Origin of the sequence: Phyllobacterium ifriqiyense (genome assembly GCF_030817885.1) — a bacterium.
Taxonomy (GTDB): domain Bacteria; phylum Pseudomonadota; class Alphaproteobacteria; order Rhizobiales; family Rhizobiaceae; genus Phyllobacterium; species Phyllobacterium ifriqiyense.
This window is the reverse complement of the sequence record NZ_JAUSZT010000003.1, coordinates 142,718-159,919: the sequence shown is the minus strand read 5'-3', so window position 1 is coordinate 159,919 and position 17,202 is coordinate 142,718. Positions and strand designations below refer to the sequence as shown.

At 51.3% G+C, this 17,202-nt stretch carries 15 protein-coding genes; 6 read left to right on the top strand and 9 right to left on the bottom strand.

Annotated features, from left to right (window positions below):
* Positions 1 to 474, bottom strand: coding sequence for a nuclear transport factor 2 family protein (locus QFZ34_RS08095; RefSeq protein ID WP_307279424.1), 474 nt, complete (start codon positions 472 to 474; stop codon positions 1 to 3).
* 141 nt (positions 475 to 615) lie between these two features.
* Between QFZ34_RS08095 and QFZ34_RS08090 the strand changes: the two genes are divergently transcribed.
* The gene (locus QFZ34_RS08090) at positions 616 to 1,530 is read left to right on the top strand and encodes an aldo/keto reductase (protein WP_307279421.1); all 915 of its coding nucleotides are present in this window, start codon (positions 616 to 618) and stop codon (positions 1,528 to 1,530) included.
* Here QFZ34_RS08090 and carA read toward each other — a convergent pair.
* Positions 1,527 to 2,768: a glutamine-hydrolyzing carbamoyl-phosphate synthase small subunit gene (gene carA, locus QFZ34_RS08085; protein ID WP_115052459.1), complete on the bottom strand. Its 1,242-nt coding sequence runs from the start codon at positions 2,766 to 2,768 to the stop codon at positions 1,527 to 1,529. The genes QFZ34_RS08090 and carA overlap by 4 nt on opposite strands.
* Positions 2,769 to 3,050: 282 nt before the next feature.
* On the opposite strand from carA, the gene QFZ34_RS08080 reads away from it, so the two are divergent.
* Entirely contained in the window at positions 3,051 to 3,500 is a 450-nt protein-coding gene (locus tag QFZ34_RS08080) for a GatB/YqeY domain-containing protein (protein ID WP_307279417.1), read from the top strand.
* A 73-nt stretch (positions 3,501 to 3,573) separates the two neighbouring features.
* Here QFZ34_RS08080 and cml read toward each other — a convergent pair whose 3' ends face one another.
* From cml to QFZ34_RS08065, 3 genes are all read right to left on the bottom strand, one after another.
* The gene (cml, locus tag QFZ34_RS08075) at positions 3,574 to 4,776 is read right to left on the bottom strand and encodes a CmlA/FloR family chloramphenicol efflux MFS transporter (RefSeq protein ID WP_307279415.1); all 1,203 of its coding nucleotides are present in this window, start codon (positions 4,774 to 4,776) and stop codon (positions 3,574 to 3,576) included.
* Positions 4,777 to 5,171: 395 nt separating this feature from the next.
* Positions 5,172 to 5,705: a DUF1003 domain-containing protein gene (locus QFZ34_RS08070; RefSeq protein ID WP_307279413.1), complete on the bottom strand. Its 534-nt coding sequence runs from the start codon at positions 5,703 to 5,705 to the stop codon at positions 5,172 to 5,174.
* Positions 5,689 to 6,192, bottom strand: a complete 504-nt coding sequence (locus tag QFZ34_RS08065; RefSeq protein ID WP_307279409.1) for a GNAT family N-acetyltransferase — start codon at positions 6,190 to 6,192, stop codon at positions 5,689 to 5,691. Before QFZ34_RS08065 ends, QFZ34_RS08070 begins: the two co-directional genes overlap by 17 nt.
* Before the next feature lie 98 nt (positions 6,193 to 6,290).
* On the opposite strand from QFZ34_RS08065, the gene QFZ34_RS08060 reads away from it, so the two are divergent.
* Positions 6,291 to 6,455, top strand: coding sequence for a hypothetical protein (locus QFZ34_RS08060; RefSeq protein WP_162802461.1), 165 nt, complete (start codon positions 6,291 to 6,293; stop codon positions 6,453 to 6,455).
* A 14-nt stretch (positions 6,456 to 6,469) separates the two neighbouring features.
* Here QFZ34_RS08060 and QFZ34_RS08055 read toward each other — a convergent pair whose 3' ends face one another.
* A complete protein-coding gene (locus QFZ34_RS08055; protein ID WP_115052464.1) occupies positions 6,470 to 8,140 on the bottom strand; it encodes a Na/Pi cotransporter family protein in 1,671 nt (556 codons plus the stop codon).
* 362 nt (positions 8,141 to 8,502) lie between these two features.
* Here QFZ34_RS08055 and dnaG point away from each other — a divergent pair, with 362 nt between their 5' ends.
* Both dnaG and rpoD read left to right on the top strand, forming a co-directional pair.
* Complete coding sequence (gene dnaG / locus QFZ34_RS08050; protein WP_115052465.1) at positions 8,503 to 10,452, top strand: DNA primase; 1,950 nt, start codon at positions 8,503 to 8,505, stop codon at positions 10,450 to 10,452.
* 304 nt (positions 10,453 to 10,756) lie between these two features.
* Complete coding sequence (gene rpoD / locus QFZ34_RS08045) at positions 10,757 to 12,784, top strand: RNA polymerase sigma factor RpoD (RefSeq protein WP_115052466.1); 2,028 nt, start codon at positions 10,757 to 10,759, stop codon at positions 12,782 to 12,784.
* Positions 12,785 to 12,842: 58 nt separating this feature from the next.
* Here the strand turns inward: rpoD and QFZ34_RS08040 are convergent, their stop codons facing one another.
* The 3 genes from QFZ34_RS08040 to QFZ34_RS08030 all read right to left on the bottom strand — a co-directional run bounded on the left by QFZ34_RS08040 (position 12,843) and on the right by QFZ34_RS08030 (position 16,068).
* Positions 12,843 to 13,136: a DUF2798 domain-containing protein gene (locus QFZ34_RS08040; protein WP_307279401.1), complete on the bottom strand. Its 294-nt coding sequence runs from the start codon at positions 13,134 to 13,136 to the stop codon at positions 12,843 to 12,845.
* A 169-nt stretch (positions 13,137 to 13,305) separates the two neighbouring features.
* Positions 13,306 to 13,830: a TIGR00645 family protein gene (locus QFZ34_RS08035; protein WP_307279396.1), complete on the bottom strand. Its 525-nt coding sequence runs from the start codon at positions 13,828 to 13,830 to the stop codon at positions 13,306 to 13,308.
* A 117-nt stretch (positions 13,831 to 13,947) separates the two neighbouring features.
* Positions 13,948 to 16,068, bottom strand: coding sequence for an OmpA family protein (locus tag QFZ34_RS08030; protein WP_307279393.1), 2,121 nt, complete (start codon positions 16,066 to 16,068; stop codon positions 13,948 to 13,950).
* A gap of 247 nt (positions 16,069 to 16,315) precedes the next feature.
* Between QFZ34_RS08030 and QFZ34_RS08025 the strand changes: the two genes are divergently transcribed.
* A complete protein-coding gene (locus QFZ34_RS08025) occupies positions 16,316 to 16,768 on the top strand; it encodes a YcgN family cysteine cluster protein (protein WP_307286183.1) in 453 nt (150 codons plus the stop codon).
* The last annotated feature ends 434 nt before the right edge of the window (positions 16,769 to 17,202 follow it).

Here is a 17,202-nt window from a genome sequence, read left to right as displayed (position 1 = left end):
TTACAGCTCGAGTTCCGATAATCCCGGATGTCCAATCGGACGTGGACCAGTTTGATCCCACAAGAACTTCCGATCTGCCTCTTTGATTGCAAGATCATTGATGGAAGCATAGCGTTTCTGCATCAGGCCATTTTCGTCAAACTCCCAGTTTTCATTGCCATAGGCGCGAAACCAATTGCCAGAATCGTTGTGATACTCATATGCAAAACGCACTGCTATCCGGTTGCCCGAAAACGCCCAAAGTTCTTTGATCAGGCGGTATTCCAATTCTCGCTTCCACTTTTCTTGCAGGAAGGCGACGATTTCGGCGCGGCCACATAAGAATGTTGATCTGTTCCGCCAATAGCTATCCTGTGTGTAAGCCAGCGCCACGCGCTCAGGATTGCGTCCGTTCCAACCGTCTTCCGCAGCCCGAACCTTTTGGATCGCAGTGTTGTGCGTAAAGGGTGGAAAAGGCGGACGTTGCTCTGACATTTGATTTCTCCTTTTGTACCAAATGGTAATGTGTGTACCTATTGGTACATTATCAGTTCTTTGTCAAGGGACGGTGTACCCTTGTCCTCCCGTGGTGAGGCTTTAAACTAGACGAGCCATAATCATTTGCAGGAAATCAGCATGTCCTATGAAACACGTATCTCGTTGGGTAGTTTGAGCCTATCCCGATTGGTCCTTGGCGCATGGAGGTTGCTCAGCGACCTTGAACGATCTGATGCTGATAGTGTCGCCAGGCTAGTTCATGGTGCAATTGACATCGGTATTACGAGTTTCGACCACGCTGATATTTATGGGAATTATGGTGTGGAAGAGGCTTTTGGTGCCGGATTACAAAGGTGGGGCGGCAGCCGTGATACAATTGAGCTGATTACCAAATGCGACATTATGCTGATATCGGGCGCCCGCCCTGAAAATCGCATTAAGCACTATGATACGAGCTCGGCGCACATTCGGGCTTCCGTGGAGCGGTCGCTGAAAAACTTACATACGGATTATATTGACGTGCTGTTACTGCATCGGCCCGATCCCTTGATGGATGCCGATGATACAGCCCGGGGTCTGGAAGATGTAGTCAAGGCTGGCAAAGTCCGTGCGGTCGGCGTATCAAACTTTCTGCCGCATCAGTTTGATCTTCTGGCATCAAGATTGCCATTCCCGCTGGTCACCAACCAAATCGAATTTTCTGTCAAATATGTTTCGCCTTTGACGGATGGAAGCCTCGACCACGCCCAAAGATTGAGATATGCGCCGATGATCTGGTCACCGCTTGGCGGCGGCAGTCTTTTCACAGGCGAGGGCGTGCAAGAGGTACGACTCCGCGCTGCTCTGAGAGATATTGCTTCGCAATTGGATAATACAGATATTTCGGCAATTGCCATTGCTTGGCTGCTGCGTCACCCCGCCAGCTTAATCCCCGTTCTTGGAAGCCTGAAGATTGATAGACTAAAAACAATGGCGACTGCGCTGGATATCGAGCTCAGTCGCCAACAATGGTTTGCAATTCTAAAGGCGAGTACCGGAGAGGACGTTGACTAAGCGGCGTGATCACGCTCCGATAGTAACTCCATGCCCTTCTTCTGCCGGATCAGATTGAAAAACCGGCGGAAAAGATAGTGTGAGTCCTGGGGACCGGGAGATGCTTCGGGATGGTGCTGAACCGAAAATACAGGACGTCCAGTTAGCCGCAGACCGCAATTGCTGCCATCAAAGAGCGAGACATGGGTTTCTTCGACATTGTCGGGGAAGGAGGCTGCATCAACAGCAAAACCATGATTCATGGATACAATCTCAACCTTGCCGGTTGTGTCATCGCGAACTGGATGATTCGCCCCGTGATGGCCTTGATGCATTTTCTTGGTGTCGCCACCAAGCGCCAATGCCAGCATCTGATGTCCAAGACATATACCAAAAACCGGGATGTCAGTTTTAATCAGCTCTTTGATTGTTGGGACAGCGTATTTTCCGGTTGCCGCAGGATCGCCGGGACCATTGGAGAGAAAAATTCCATCTGGATTATAGGCAAGGACATCTTCGGAGGTCGCTGTCGCGGGGAGAATTGTTATCTTTGCACCAAGTCCTGCGATTAGGCGCAGAATATTCCGCTTGATACCGTAATCAATGGCAACGACGTGAAACTCTGGTGCGGACTGTTCAGCAAAGCCCTGATCCCAAACCCATGGCTTTTCGGTCCAAACCGAGCTTTGTCCGGATGTAACATCCTTGGCGAGATCGAGATCCAACAATCCATGCCACGAAGCAGCGCGCGCTTTGAGCGCCGGAATATCGAATTTGCCGTCAGGATCATGTGCAATTACGGCGTTGGGCATGCCCTTTTCGCGGATGAGCGCCGTCAAGGCCCTCGTATCGACACCGGCAAGGGCGATAACACCCCGTGCTTTCAACCAAGCATCCAGATGATCGACCGATCGATAGCTTGATGGCGAAGTGATATCGGCTTTGAATACTGCTCCAACAGCACCGGCGCGCTTTGCCGGCGTAAGGTCTTCAATGTCTTCATTGTTTGCGCCGACATTGCCAATATGCGGAAACGTAAACGTGACAATCTGACCGGCATAGGAGGGGTCCGTGAGGATTTCTTCGTAGCCTGTCAAAGCAGTGTTGAAGCAGACTTCAGCTTCGCAAATGCCCGTAGCGCCGAGACCTTTGCCTTCAATAACCGTGCCGTCAGCCAGCACGAGCAAGGCTGTGGGCTTTACTTCGGACCAAGCCGCAGTTTTTGCTTGCGTACCTGCTTCTATTGATGTGGCTGTCATGCGGTACTCCTGAATGAGCTAGCGTCGCACTGGATAAAGGGGGCCATTGAAAAATGTCCTCGAATATCCCATATGACGTGGCTGAGCGCGATGGTTGGGTAATCATCCACCGCAGCAACAATAAAAATGTCTGGCTAAGTCCCAGTCCATAAACAAAGCAACGCCTTCGGTCAATTGCAAGACGAGCACTTGGTGGTAATTCATGTCGTGGATGACATGGCGCCATTGTTGATTTCGCTCGAAGCGACGACTAGTGTGGGCGCATAACAGGAGAATACGGCCATGCGCGATACAATCGCCGGGGCACTGAATACAGCCATCAAATCTCAGGACAAACGCCGCGTCTCCACGCTACGCCTGATCATGGCAGCCATCAAAGATCGTGACATTGTAAATCGCGGAATCGGGAAAGATCCGGTTAGCGGTGATGAAATCAGCGTAATTCTGGCGAAGATGATCAAGCAGCGCGAAGAATCTGCGAAGATGTACGAAGAAGGTAACAGGCTTGAGCTGGCTGAACAGGAGCGTGAAGAAATCGAGATCATTCGTGATTTCATGCCCAAGCAATTTTGTGAGTCTGACATACGCAATGCCTGTACGCAGGTAATCGGCGAAATTGGCGCTGGTGGGCTGCGCGATATGGGTAAGTGCATGAACGCTCTTAAAGAGAAATATGCTGGGCAAATGGACTTCAGCAAAGCCAGTGGCATCGTGAAGGAAATATTGCAGTAGCAATTGAGTTACCGCTTGGGTTTGACCCAATGAAGGGCGAAAGACTTCGGTCTTTCGCCCTTTTTATTTTCGGTCACATGGTGTTTTTTAGAAATGCACGGCGCTGTAAGACGAGTGCTGACAGCACGATTATGGGAAGCAGCAGGCAGTAGACCACCAATGGCAGGGGGGTGCCCCCGTCAAACAAAACTACCACGCTGGTTCCTACAAGCCCCGTGATCAGACTTTGAATGCAGAAGTAGTAGGCTACAGCGGAGCCAGCCCTATCAGCAAAATCGGCGAGGGCGCCATTCGCTGTAACCGATCCCGTCAGCACGATGCCAGCAGCGATAATCCACATCGGCAAAACAAAGCTCGCAAATGATAGGGCGAAAAACAGCTGGTTGATAAAAAGCACAATCGCTCCGGTAATAATTGTCAGCATTCCTCGTATTAAACAGCCCGCAATGCCCCATCTGGCGACGACGTGTTTAACGAAATAGCCGGTAATGATCATCACGACTGCAACAGTTGCGAAGATAAGGCTGAAATGAATTTCGCTATACTTCGCATTGTTAATCAGAACTCTCGGCGCTGTTGAGAAGAATACAAAGAATGCTCCCATTGCTGCACTGAATCCCAGTGTATAGGTCCAGAATGTCAAACTGCCCAAGACGGGGAAGATCGACCTGTCCTTTGAGGATCGTTGAGGCGGGCTGGTTTCGTGCCACATGAAAACAGCCCTCAAGCCCGCAAATATTCCGATACAACCCAGTGCCAAGAATATAGCCCTCCAGCCGAGCATGTTCGCAATGAGGGCGCCTGCGATGGGACCAAGTGCCGGCACGAATGCGAGCATTGACGTAAACATCCCATAGATGATCGTGCTTTCCGGTCGTTCACCATAGACATCTCGAACCGTGGCAAATGTGGCGACCAATACCGCCGATGCGCCGATTGCCTGTAGAGTTCGAAACAGCAGGAAGGGCAGTGGCGTGGACGAGAGGGCGAGGCAAAATGATGCTCCGGTAAAAAGCAGGGCACCTGTAAGCAGGATCGGCCGCCTGCCGATCCTGTCGGATAAAGGTCCGAACACGATTTGTCCAAGTCCTAAAAGAACCATGTAAAGACTAAGGGAGAGCTGGATGACGTTTGAAGTCGTTCCCAAATTTCTTGGCATTGCAGGAACGACGGGAAGGTAAATGTCCATTCCAAGTGAAGCCAGAATGTCAAATGGCGCCATCAGCAGGAGGGTAGCCGGGAGCGAGTAAGCCCAGATTTGTCGTTTGATAGGCATGATTATATGTCCGCTAAATGAATTCATTTGGCGGCGTCTGCCTGCGATCAAAATGATGGATGGTCTGACAGATGCGCCGCAACAACGAAAGGTTGCTGCGGCTTACTTGTCCGAGGTTTTCTGTGCACCCATTTGTGCTGCTCCAAAAGAGACGTGGTAGTCGCTATTCGACTAGCAGTCAGCGGTGGGAAGCGCAACCGGTGCGATATGGTATGCAACTATTTGCATAGCTATTATGCATATTTGAAGGTAGCAAAAATTTTAGGCTTTGCTATCTTGAACTTGTTGGGCTCTTTCCTCCCAGATATCCCAACGTCGAATGTACTGCACCTCCTCCCGCGGTACATTTACAATCAGGACCGCTGCACCTCCTCCCGCAGCGGTCCTTTTTTGTTTTAGCCTTCTTCGGAATCGCGTTTGCCAGGTTGCAGGCCTCTTGCGGCTTTTCTCAAATGCACGACTTCCCGCTCGCAAAGTTCATCTATTTTCTGGTGCATTAGTTCAATCTTCTCATGAAGAAGCTCAATTTCGAGCTCAGCCTTGATGTTGATCTTATAGTCGTTGGCGGCTTCTTTCCGGTCTATATCCTGTTGCCTGTTTTGGCTCATCATAATGAATGGTGCAGCATAGGCTGCCTGAAATGACAGAGCCAGATTGAGGAGGATAAAGGGGTAAGGATCCCACTCCCGCACATCGGCGGTAACGTTCAGCACAATCCAAAAGAACAATATTGTGGTCTGGATAATGATGAATTTCCATGAGCCCATGGTCGCAGCAACAGCATCCGCAATTCTTTGACCACGAGTAAGCTGGTCTTCTATTTCCGCCGGTTTGTGGCTTCGTATTCTGCGGCGAACCGTGCGTAGCTGCTGGAGCAGCTTCCGCTCGGCATCATGAAGGCCCTTCGTCACATCATCCGTTTCGGCCATCGCTTCTCTCCAAAGCGGCAATTTGTTTGCTCATATTGATGCCTGTCACGTGGAACCCACAGGCATCATAAAGATTTTTCGCACGAGGATTATTGGCGGCAACCCGTAATTTGATTTGCCGAACCCCTGCCTTTACCGCCTCATTTTCAAGAAGCCTTAGTGCTTGTTTACCGTGCCCCTTGCCCTGCTCGGATGGAAAAACGTAGAAGTCGCAAATATGAATCTCCCCCATTTTTGTATCTACTTTATACCAAAGATAACCCACGACACGTTCGGTGTTCGCTTGCAAATCGACGAGACAGACCAAACTGTGCCCGGGCGTATCAATGCCCTGTTCCAAATCGTGATTGATTTCATCGATAGCGCGATCTTTTGCAACAGAATGCTCAAGGCCATAATTGGCCGCAATCTCCGTCGCGTAGTCGGCGATGAAATAATCCAGAAAATCCGAATAGTCGTCCGCGCGCATTGGTTTAAACATAAGCATCGGCTGCTTCCTATTGCGTGTGCTAAGCGCTGTGCGCGCAAGCGGATGGAACCGAAACGACGCACTTACGTTTATGGTTAATAAAAACGGAGGCTGATATGAAAGAACATAGCTGGTCTACCATAATCGGAATAGTTGCGGGCCTGTCGATAGGCGCAGGCATTGGCGAAACTGTTATGGGCAACATGTTGCTTGGGCTCCTCATTGGCTCGGCAATGGGAGCTTTCATCGGTTCAAATACCCACATTCATCGTAATTATTAACAAGTTCCATTCGCTCAGCTGTGCAACGCCCGCAGACGCGTTGTGTTCAACAGACCCTGTTCTTCAAGGACAGGATAGGCCATGGATGCGAGTAGCGAGTTAATCTGCTTGAGGTCTCGTATGGTGTCGAGATGAATTGAGCTGGTTTCCAGGCTACGGACTGTCCCTTCACGCAATCTACTGAAGTGGCGTTGACTGCTCTGCTTTTCCAGGTCACGCAGGTGGTCCTTTTCCAAAACCAGCTGATGTGCGGTTTCCCGATCGCGAGATACCAGCACATTGAAAGCCATACGGGCATTAACCAATACTTTTGCGTGGAAGTTGCTGAGTTCCAGCCAGCCTTCATCAGTAAATTTAAGTTTGCGATCCATTTTTTTCTGAACAAGGGCGAGCATATTGCGGACAATGATGTCGCCCACCTGTTCAAGCTTGACGCAGGCACCCAATAATTCCTGAGCACGGGCCACCTCGAATTCGGACAGTTTTCTCGTTGTTAGTTTGGCCAGATAAAGTTTGATGGCTGCATGTTTGCGGTCCACCTTATCGTCAAGCATCGATAGTTCGTTGATGCGATCCTGTTCCGGGTTTTCATAAAGCGCGATAACGCCGCGAAGCATTATTTCCACAGTTTCGCAGACCATCACGGTTTCCCGGGTGGCATTTGTCAGTGCCAGGCTTGGTGTGTCCAACACGCTTTCATCCAAAGCACTGAGCTCTGCTTGAACAAGAGAGGGCGCTTGCTCGACAGGTGCGTTCAACGCAACAACCGCCTTGGTTACGCGTAAAACCAGTGCTGACAGCGGGACACCCGCCAGCAGAATGATGATATTGAACAAGATATGACCGTTGATGACTTGGTCCGCTGGTGACGAGCCAAGGAAGGCAATAGAGGGTTTGAATGTCATGAAGAGAATGAGGATCACGATTGATCCAGCGCCCCGCATCAGCAGGTTTCCCATCGGCACGATCCGGGCCTGTGGGGCAGCTGATCGAGTGAGGAGGGGGGCAATGAACGATGACCCGAGATTTACGCCAAAGATCATCACAATTCCGAGCTCAGGCTGGATAAGACCCCGCGAGGCAAAGGTGACCAGCAAAAGCACGGCAGCAATGCTGGAGTGGAATAGCCAGGTCATGATCGCCGCAAGCAGAAATGCTGTAACCGGATCGGTGCTGAGATAACCAACAATAACGGGCAGCAAGTCGCTGTTGCGTAGCGGTTCGGTCGCTTGCCCTGTCATTTCCAGCGAAAGCACCAAAAGACCAATGCCAACAAGAATGCGGCCAATCTGCCGCCAATTGCTGCGCTCCGTGGACATGAAGATTACAGTGCCCGCGACAAGGCAGAGCGGTACCAGCAAAGTTAGGTCAAAGCTGAGAATCTTTACGACCAGAGCGGATCCGACCTCAGCGCCGCGAACGGCCATCAATCCTGCAACGCCACTGACAAAGCCTGAACCGACGAAAGACCCGACAAGGAGGCTGACTGCTGTCGAACTCTGCAATGCGATTGAAAGCATCAAGCCCCAGAGAACAGCAAGAATGGGATTGTGAAGGACGCCGCGTAGACTTTGACGCATGCGCTCGCCATAGGCGCGCTCGACGCCTGTTCGAACCATTCGTGTTGCCCAGAGCAGGAGCGCTACAGCACCTGCCAAATGCAACAAAATTGCGGAACCGTTCACTTGCTACAATCCTGTCGTGTTGAGAGAAGCGAGAATAGCAACCATGCCAAGTTTGATTGCAATTTATTAATATAAGATATCACTCAAAAAGCGAAAAAAATATGTTCCGGCTAAGAAAAAATATGTCGTTCTTAGCACAAATACGCTGGCAGAAGATAATTCAGACCTGACACGCTGATAATTTGCCGGCTTTGTAAAAACCAAATCCCTTCATGCTTTGATCGAACAGTATGAGTCGGGGATGAAGTGCTTGAAGGCCTTTCATAGCAGTCTTATTTAAGGCACAATGAACCTGGACCTCAGACGTGAGTGTTGAGCACTCCATATCCCGCAGCAGAGTTTAATTTAGAACGAACATTCATATGCGATTTCCGCCATCTTTTCTCGACGAGATCAGGGAGCGTGTGCCGATATCCAGCGTCATCGGGACACGCGTTTCGTTTGATCGCAAGAAGACAAATGCCCAGAAAGGCGATTTCTGGGCCTGCTGTCCATTTCACGGCGAGAAATCACCTAGCTTTCACTGCGAGGATCGCAAAGGGCGGTATCATTGTTTCGGATGCGGGGTCACAGGCGATCATTTTCGTTTTCTGACTGAACTTGAGGGCCTGAGCTTTCCGGAAGCGGTCGAGCGTGTTGCAGATATGGCGGGTGTTCCCATGCCCGCGCGCGATGCCGAAATGGAGATACGCGAGGCAAAGCGCGCCACGCTCTATGATGTCATGGAAATGGCAACGAAGTTTTTCGAGGAGCAGTTGCAAGCGGCCGGTGGTGCAAAAGCACGGGCTTACTTGCGCGATCGCGGGCTCAGCGCTGCAACGCAGCACTCTTACCGTCTCGGCTATGCACCGGAAAGCCGTAATGCCCTGAAAGAACATCTGGCCAGCAAAGGGGCTACAAAGGATCAGATAGAAGCCTGCGGCTTGGTGGTATATGGCGATGACAAGCCAGTTTCCTTTGATCGTTTTCGTGATCGCATCATGTTTCCGATTGAAGATTTACGGGGGCGTATCATTGCCTTTGGCGGGCGAGCGCTGGCTCCCAATGCCATCGCAAAATATATGAACTCCAATGAAACCGAGCTTTTCCACAAAGGAAAAATTCTGTTCAACGCATTGCGCGCCCGCAAGGCAGCACAGCCGCAAGCGGGACAGCCAGCCAAAGCTGTCATTGCGGTGGAAGGATATATGGATGTTATCGCCTTGGCGCAGGCGGGGTTCACACATGCGGTTGCGCCGTTGGGTACAGCGCTGACGGAGGATCAGCTGGGTCTTCTTTGGCGAATGTCACCCGAGCCCGTACTTTGTTTTGACGGCGACAGTGCCGGCATAAAGGCGGCGCATAGGGCAATCGACTTGGCTTTGCCGGTTTTGAAGCCGGGATATTCGCTCCGTTTTGCTGTGCTGCCAGAAGGCAAAGATCCCGATGACCTCGTTAAGTCGTCAGGGCCACAGGCTTTTCAGGAAGTCCTTAATGATGCCCGCCCCTTGGCGGACATGCTATGGAGTCGTGAGACATCAAGCGGTGTCTTTGATACGCCTGAACGTCGGGCCGAGCTTGAATCTCGCTTAAAACAGATGACTGCTTTGATTGCCGATGAGAATGTCCGGCGTCATTATGGCCAGGATGTACGTGAGCGAATCCAGCAGTTTTTCGGGCCTAACCAACGTAACAATGGTGAGCGCGGCAACAATCAGAATGCCTATGGTCAGCCCAGATATGGTTCTCGCGGAAAAGGTGCTGCCACCGGGCGGTTTGCTGTCAGTGATAATCTGACAAAGTCGGCATTGGGCGCTCGCTCGTCATCAAAGCTTCCTGTTAGAGAAACAGCTATTCTGATGACCTTGTTCAACCACCCCCGTCTGATTGAAGATGACTTTGAAACGGTTGTTGATCTTGAATTGGAGCATCCGGACCTGAAGCGTTTTCATGCTGCTATGCTCGATGCGATGGCGGAGCATCATGTCTCCAGTGGAGCAGAGATGCGCAAGGCAATCGCGGATCAGGGATTGGCAACGCTGGTGGAGGCGCTTGAAGCTATTATCCGACGCAACCGTGAATGGTCTGCTTCTGCTGAAGCTGCAGAAGAGGACGCCAGAGAAGCTTTGCGGCAGGCGATCCACTTGCATCAGCGCGCTCGCGCACTACATAAAGAACTAGAATTGGCGCGGGTAGCTTTGGGTGCTGACGCGACCGAGGAAAACTTTAACAGGTTACTCGATATACAGAACGATATCCGTAACGCGCAGGCTACGGAGGCGCTGATCGAAGGGTTTGGAATCCCCTCTGGACGCTCCGCGAAGGGTTTTTGACCGAATTGATTCGCTTTTTTGACCCGAATCAGTTGAGTCGGGGTTGACGTGGGTCAATAATGACGGAATCAGATTGCGCAGAATTGTAGATATTGCGTTGATGTTTGTGGGTTTTGCAGAAATACCGGCAAATTCGACAAATATGCAGCGTGCTCGCCACCGGAATAACAGGGTTAATCCGCCATTAACAGGATTTCGGCTAGTCGATCATTTAATACCTTGATTGATGTAGGGGAACCGGTGCGCTGCTGCACTCGTTGTTCTCATGCATGAAAAAAGCGAATGTCGCTTGGAGATATAGAATATGGCAACGAAGGCAAAGGAAAATGAAGAAGTAGAAGTCGAGCGCGAAGGCGCGCCAGACGGTCCGCTTCTCGACCTTTCCGATGACGCTGTCAAGAAGATGATCAAGCTCGCTAAGAAGCGCGGCTATGTGACGATGGACGAACTCAATGCAGTTCTGCCATCCGAAGAGGTCACTTCAGAACAGATCGAAGACACAATGGCGATGCTCAGCGATATGGGCATCAATGTTGTTGAGGATGACGAGCAAGACGCGGACGCCGAAGAGGCGGATAATAGCGCCGATGATGAAAGCGATGCGCGCGAGCTCGCCGAGTCGACCGGTACGGCTGTCGCTCCGACTGTCACCAAGAAAGAACCAACTGACCGCACAGATGACCCTGTTCGCATGTATTTGCGTGAAATGGGCACTGTTGAGCTCTTGTCGCGTGAAGGCGAGATTGCGATCGCCAAGCGTATCGAGGCTGGTCGTGAGACTATGATCTCAGGCCTATGTGAAAGCCCGCTGACGTTTCAGGCGATCATCATCTGGCGCGAAGCGCTGAATGAATCGCAGATTCTTCTGCGCGAAATCATTGATCTGGAGACGACCTATGCTGGCCCTGAAGCCAAGCAGGCACCGGTAATTGAGCGCGTCGAAGAAGAAAGACCTGCTCCAGGAAATGATCGTTCGCGCAGCCGCCGCGATGATGACGACATTACAAATGTTGGTGGCGATACGCAGGTCGAAGACGACGATGATGAGGATGATGAGGCCAATCTGTCGCTTGCAGCGATGGAAGCCGAATTGCGTCCGCAGGTCATGGAAACCCTTGACGTTATTGCTGACACTTACAAAAAGCTTCGCAAGCTTCAGGATCAGCAAGTTGAAAATCGCCTTGCTGCATCGGGTTCGTTGTCACCAAGCCAGGAGCGCCGTTATAAGGAGCTCAAGGACCAACTGATCAAGGCAGTGAAATCGCTGTCGCTGAACCAGAATCGTATTGAAGCTCTGGTGGCTCAACTTTATGACATCAACAAGCGTCTCGTGCAGAACGAGGGTCGGTTGTTGCGTCTTGCGGAGTCTTATGGCGTACGTCGTGAAGACTTTCTGAAAGAGTATCAGGGCAACGAACTTGATCCGAACTGGCTGAAGGCTGTTTCCAACCTGACGACACGCGGTTGGAAAGAGTTCACGAAGAACGAAAAAGAGACGATCAAAAATCTGCGTACCGAAATTCAGAATATGGCGCAGGAAACTGCAATTTCCATTTCGGAATTCCGCCGCATCGTCAACCAGGTGCAAAAGGGTGAGCGCGAAGCCGCTCTTGCCAAGAAAGAAATGGTTGAGGCAAATCTGCGTCTCGTCATTTCCATCGCCAAGAAGTACACCAATCGCGGGTTGCAGTTCCTTGATCTTATTCAGGAAGGCAATATTGGTTTGATGAAAGCGGTCGATAAGTTTGAGTATCGCCGTGGGTACAAGTTCTCGACCTATGCGACATGGTGGATCAGGCAGGCAATTACCCGTTCGATTGCCGACCAGGCACGTACAATCCGTATTCCGGTGCACATGATTGAAACGATCAACAAGATCGTTCGTACATCGCGCCAGATGCTGCACGAAATCGGCCGTGAACCGACACCGGAAGAATTGGCTGAAAAGCTGGCTATGCCACTTGAGAAGGTGCGCAAGGTCCTGAAGATTGCCAAGGAACCAATCTCGCTCGAAACACCGGTAGGTGATGAAGAAGATTCGCACCTCGGTGATTTCATCGAGGATAAGAATGCGCTTCTGCCTATCGATGCTGCGATTCAGGCGAACTTGCGCGATACCACTACGCGGGTGCTGGCATCACTGACACCGCGTGAAGAACGTGTCCTGCGTATGCGTTTCGGTATCGGCATGAATACGGATCATACGCTGGAAGAAGTTGGACAGCAGTTTTCGGTTACGCGTGAGCGCATTCGTCAGATCGAGGCGAAAGCATTGCGCAAGCTCAAGCATCCGAGCCGTTCGCGCAAGCTGCGCAGCTTCCTCGACAGCTAAGCGATCCTTATCTGCAAAAATAGAGAACGGGATGGGCGAAAACCCATCCCGTTTTGCATTAGCGGGTGGGCGAGTCACAGATAATGCTGACGATACGACGAACGACAGGCAGCACCATTAAAAGTGTTGGAAATGCAACAACCCACGACAAGGCCCAAGCTGTTACCCAATTGTAAGGCAGGTCGGCGTGAAGCCCGAGATTCTTTACTGTCGCAATGAATGACACCACTAAAGTCATGAGCACCGAGAGAATAAGCGGTGTAATGACAGCAATGTACTTCGCTGGCAACTTGCGACGAAAAGACAGTTTCTGATTATAGTTCATGGTTTTTCCGTAAGTATGCGGTCTCATGTGCAACGATCCTTGGCCGATAAAAGCCACGCCGGTTAGAGACCGGAGGAGATGCGTTGCCTGACGTAAGACGCTTACGGTAGGGCTGAAAGTTCAACCTACGCTTGTCCTTTACACGCGGCATAGACGTGTTGGCAATAAAAAAGCCCGGCTGACCGGGCTTTTTTGTTCAGAGCGATGGCTCGTGGGATTTTTTGTCGCCTTTATCCTTGACCATGAGTTTGTCGATATAGGCGAGGAACAAGGCCGAAAACACGAAGGCAAGGTGGATAATTGTGAACCACATCAGTTGGTCGTGGCTGTACTGCGTCAGGTTCAAGAATATCTGCAACAGATGGATCGATGAAATCGCCACGATGGTCGATGCGACTTTGATTTTAAGTGATCCAGCGTCGATTGTACCGAGCCAGTGCACTTCATCTGCTTGGTCGAACCGCGATACGAAATTTTCGTAACCGGAAATGATGACCATGACCACAAGACTTGCAACGAGGGCTGCATCGATAAGGCTGAGCATTTTGAGGATCGTGTCGGTTTCGTTCAGGATCATGACTTTGGAGACGAAATCGACGAGCTTCCCGGCAAAAGAAAAAGCATAGATCGCCAGTGCAATCGCCAGCCCGAGATAAAAGACGACCAGAAGCCAACGTGAAGCGAGGATGATGTTTTCGATAAAGATTTCTATGCGTTTCATTTGCTCATTCCGATAGAAGTACAGGTTCAAACAACAAATAACGAGCATCTGCGTGAACTCAAGGCGCAAACGCAAAAAACCCGGGCTTTTGCCCGGGTCCGATTGTTTCGAAAGGGATTAATTATTGCTTGCCATCGGGGCAACCAACGGCGTGATCCTGCGGATTGCAACACGGCGATTCTGTTGCTCAGGACCCTCTGATTTAATCTTCAGATAGTTCTCGCCATAACCTTGTGTGGCCATGTTCTCTGGCGGAATATCGAAGACATTGGTCAATGCCTGTGCGACTGATTCAGCCCGTTTATCCGACAGAACGAGATTGGCCTGATCCGAACCCACGGCATCCGTATGGCCTTCGATGAGGAATGTCTCTGCAGGATTCTTCTTCAGGATCTGGGCCATGGCCTTCGCGACGCTTTCAATACGCGCGATCTGATCTTCACCGATTTCGGCAGAACCGAAAGGAAAGGTGATGGTGTCGAGATCAACACGGCGTACTTTGTCGCGGATACGTGCAGAGCGCTTTACCTCGTCTATGGAATAGAGACGCTCGACACGTTCGACCGGAGGCTGAGTGAAGAATTCGTAGACTTCTTCCTCGGGCACTTCTTCCGCGTCCATAATGTATTCGCGTACAGGGATCGTGAGACGCAGGGGTGGCAGATCGTCACCCGGATCGCGCCACACGAGGCGTTCTTCGCGATCATAGTCGGGCGCGTAGCTAAGAACCACCTCACGTCCGTCAGGCATCAGCCGTGAGCGTTGGATCACATCTCCATACCGATTGCGAACCGTTATGATTTGGACGCCATTTTCACGAATAATGGTTTCTCGCGTGCGATTGCGCGGCAAGTCTTCGTAATACACATCCTGTGCGTCCCGAGACATGCGGGGGCGATCCGAACTTTCAACGAAGATATTATTATTCACTTCGACAATCGTGCGATTATCAAACTGCTTGATAACCTGTACGTCATCGGGACGTTCATCCCGTCTAGGTTCCTTGGTGCGTACGCCTTTTTCTGTTCGTACTGGCTCGATCTTGACCGGAGCAAGTTCTTGCTGAACATCTGCGTCAGTTTTTGGCGGCGCGACGGGAGCAGTTTCCGGTGTTTGGCTGGCTGGCTGCTCCTGTGAAGCTTCGCCTGTAGCTTGGCCCTGTTTGCTGCCCTTTTCTCCGCGACGGCCCTTCCGGGGCTTATCGCTATCGAGCACAGGTGCTGCATTTTCTGGAAGCGGCGATGCTTCCTGTTGTTCCGGTTTAGCTGCCTGTCCCGAAGGAGCTTCGGTGGTTCCATCGGCAGGCTTTGCACTTTGGTCTGGCGTTACAGGCGTAGCCTCCTGCGAGGGTACTGCCGGAGTTTCGCCCGTAGGCTGGCTAGGCGTCGTTTCAACAGGAGATTTCTGTTCGACGGCTTCGGGTGAGGTTTGCTGGGCGGGCGTTTCCTTGGCTGCTTTGTCTGCAGCCTTCTTGGCTTCTTCGGCGGCCTGATCTGTCTGTTTCTCGGCAGCTTTCTGAGCACTGTCTGCTTTTTTCCGTGCTTCTTCTTCAGCTAATTTTTGGGCTTCTGCTGCCTTGTCAGTTTCATGTTGAGCAGCTTTCTTAGCCTTTTCCGCTTCCTTGGCAGTTTCTTTCTCGGTTGCTTTGACCGCTTCAGATTCTTCTGCCGCCTTCGCGCGTGCAGCTTCTCCTACAGCTTTCTGCTCTTCGGCCGCCTTATCAGCTTCGGCCTGAGCATCGCGTTTAGCCTGTTCGGCATCCTTGGCAGCCTTCTTTTGTGCAGATTCCACGGCCGCAGCTTCATCAGCCGCCTTTTGTTTAGCCTCCGATTCGATTGCCTTTTGCTTCTCCGCAGCTTTGTCAGATTCGGCTTGGGCATCCCGTTGGGCTTGTTCTGCCTTGGCAGAGGCTTCCGCTTCGGCATCCTTTGCGGCCTGATCGGCTTGCTCTTTTGCCTGCTCTGCGGCCTGCTTTTGTGACTCGGCAGCTGCATCGGACTCTTCGGTCGCGCGCTGCTTGACATCGTCTACTTGTTCCTCAACCGGGCGCTTTTTCTTGACAGGCTCTTCAGTTGCTTCAGCTTCAGGCTGTTGCTCTTCAACTTGAGCGAGCAACATTTGGGGATCATTGGTGTTCGATGAAATATACGGCCTGTTCAAAGCGGGTTGCTCCGCCATCGCATGCGGCGACGAAAAGAGAATTGCTGTTGAGGCGAAAAAAAGTGCTGTCCGTTTCATGTCCATCCCTGTCTCGCATTTCAAAAGCTTGAAACACGTCAAATGTTCTTAACCGCAACCTGTTCCCATTTTATGGCAACCTTTTGTGGCGCGATCATCGTTTTTTCGGCCATGGCGACCGAATTCGAAAGATGCAGCATTCCACTACCCGCCTGTATGCGGTGTGAAGGCGCTGTTCATCTTGCATTCATGGACAACTACCGGTCGCGACTATGGACGGGAGCATATCAGCGTTGTATTTGATGGCATGCCTAGCGAACCATTCTGGAAAACCAAAACACTTGATGAGCTTAATCGCGCTGAATGGGAAAGCCTCTGCGACGGTTGCGGCCGTTGTTGCCTTCACAAACTTGAAGATGAAGATACGGAAGAAATCTACTTCACGACAGTGGCGTGCACGCTGCTTGATGCGGGCACATGCCAATGTTCCGACTATGTTGATCGGAAAAAGAAGGTGCCCGACTGCGTGTTTCTGACGCCTGAAATTGTCAGGACTGTCGACTGGCTCCCTGAAACCTGTGGCTATCGGTTAATAGATGAGGGCCAGGATCTCTATTGGTGGCATCCCCTCGTCTCCGGTACCAGCGAGACTGTCCATGAAGCCGGAATCTCTGTTCGGGGCCAAGTAACGGCGTTCGATCATGATCTGAAATCTGACGAAGATTACTTTGAACATATGGTAAGAGTTGCCGGCAATTAACTATTTGTAACCTGGGAACAAAGTGGACTTGTTGGACCTTTATGGTGTGTCCGGTTTGACGGACTAAATGACAGGGAGAAACGTTCAATGGCTCGTGTTTCATTAAGAATCCTGGCACTCGGTGCCGCGATTGGTATCTCTTCCGTATTTGGACTTGGGGTCGCGTCTGCTACGCCTTCGGTCCAAACACTCGGAATTGCGAATTCGGAAATCATCAATGTCAATCACCGGCCAGGGCACTGGGGCCCGGGTTATCGGCGCGCCTGCACAGCTAGCCAAGCAGCAAGTAAAGCACGCCGTATGGGGCTGCGTAACCCGACGGTAACAGTGCGCAGAAACGTTTTACGAGTAACGGGCTGGAGATATGGCCATCGCAGCGCAGTGGTGTTTGCGAGAGCTAGAGGATGCCCGATTATCCGCTAATCAGCGATAAA

Bases quoted from the DNA above. Each gene is read 5' to 3' on its own strand.
- QFZ34_RS08095 (WP_307279424.1), bottom strand. From the start codon at position 474: ATGTCAGAGCAACGTCCGCCTTTTCCACCCTTTACGCACAACACTGCG.
- QFZ34_RS08090 (WP_307279421.1), top strand. From the start codon at position 616: ATGTCCTATGAAACACGTATCTCGTTGGGTAGTTTGAGCCTATCCCGA.
- carA (WP_115052459.1), bottom strand. From the start codon at position 2,768: ATGACAGCCACATCAATAGAAGCAGGTACGCAAGCAAAAACTGCGGCT.
- QFZ34_RS08080 (WP_307279417.1), top strand. From the start codon at position 3,051: ATGCGCGATACAATCGCCGGGGCACTGAATACAGCCATCAAATCTCAG.
- cml (WP_307279415.1), bottom strand. From the start codon at position 4,776: ATGCCTATCAAACGACAAATCTGGGCTTACTCGCTCCCGGCTACCCTC.
- QFZ34_RS08070 (WP_307279413.1), bottom strand. From the start codon at position 5,705: ATGGCCGAAACGGATGATGTGACGAAGGGCCTTCATGATGCCGAGCGG.
- QFZ34_RS08065 (WP_307279409.1), bottom strand. From the start codon at position 6,192: ATGCTTATGTTTAAACCAATGCGCGCGGACGACTATTCGGATTTTCTG.
- QFZ34_RS08060 (WP_162802461.1), top strand. From the start codon at position 6,291: ATGAAAGAACATAGCTGGTCTACCATAATCGGAATAGTTGCGGGCCTG.
- dnaG (WP_115052465.1), top strand. From the start codon at position 8,503: ATGCGATTTCCGCCATCTTTTCTCGACGAGATCAGGGAGCGTGTGCCG.
- rpoD (WP_115052466.1), top strand. From the start codon at position 10,757: ATGGCAACGAAGGCAAAGGAAAATGAAGAAGTAGAAGTCGAGCGCGAA.
- QFZ34_RS08040 (WP_307279401.1), bottom strand. From the start codon at position 13,136: ATGAGACCGCATACTTACGGAAAAACCATGAACTATAATCAGAAACTG.
- QFZ34_RS08035 (WP_307279396.1), bottom strand. From the start codon at position 13,830: ATGAAACGCATAGAAATCTTTATCGAAAACATCATCCTCGCTTCACGT.
- QFZ34_RS08030 (WP_307279393.1), bottom strand. From the start codon at position 16,068: ATGAAACGGACAGCACTTTTTTTCGCCTCAACAGCAATTCTCTTTTCG.
- QFZ34_RS08025 (WP_307286183.1), top strand. From the start codon at position 16,316: ATGCCTAGCGAACCATTCTGGAAAACCAAAACACTTGATGAGCTTAAT.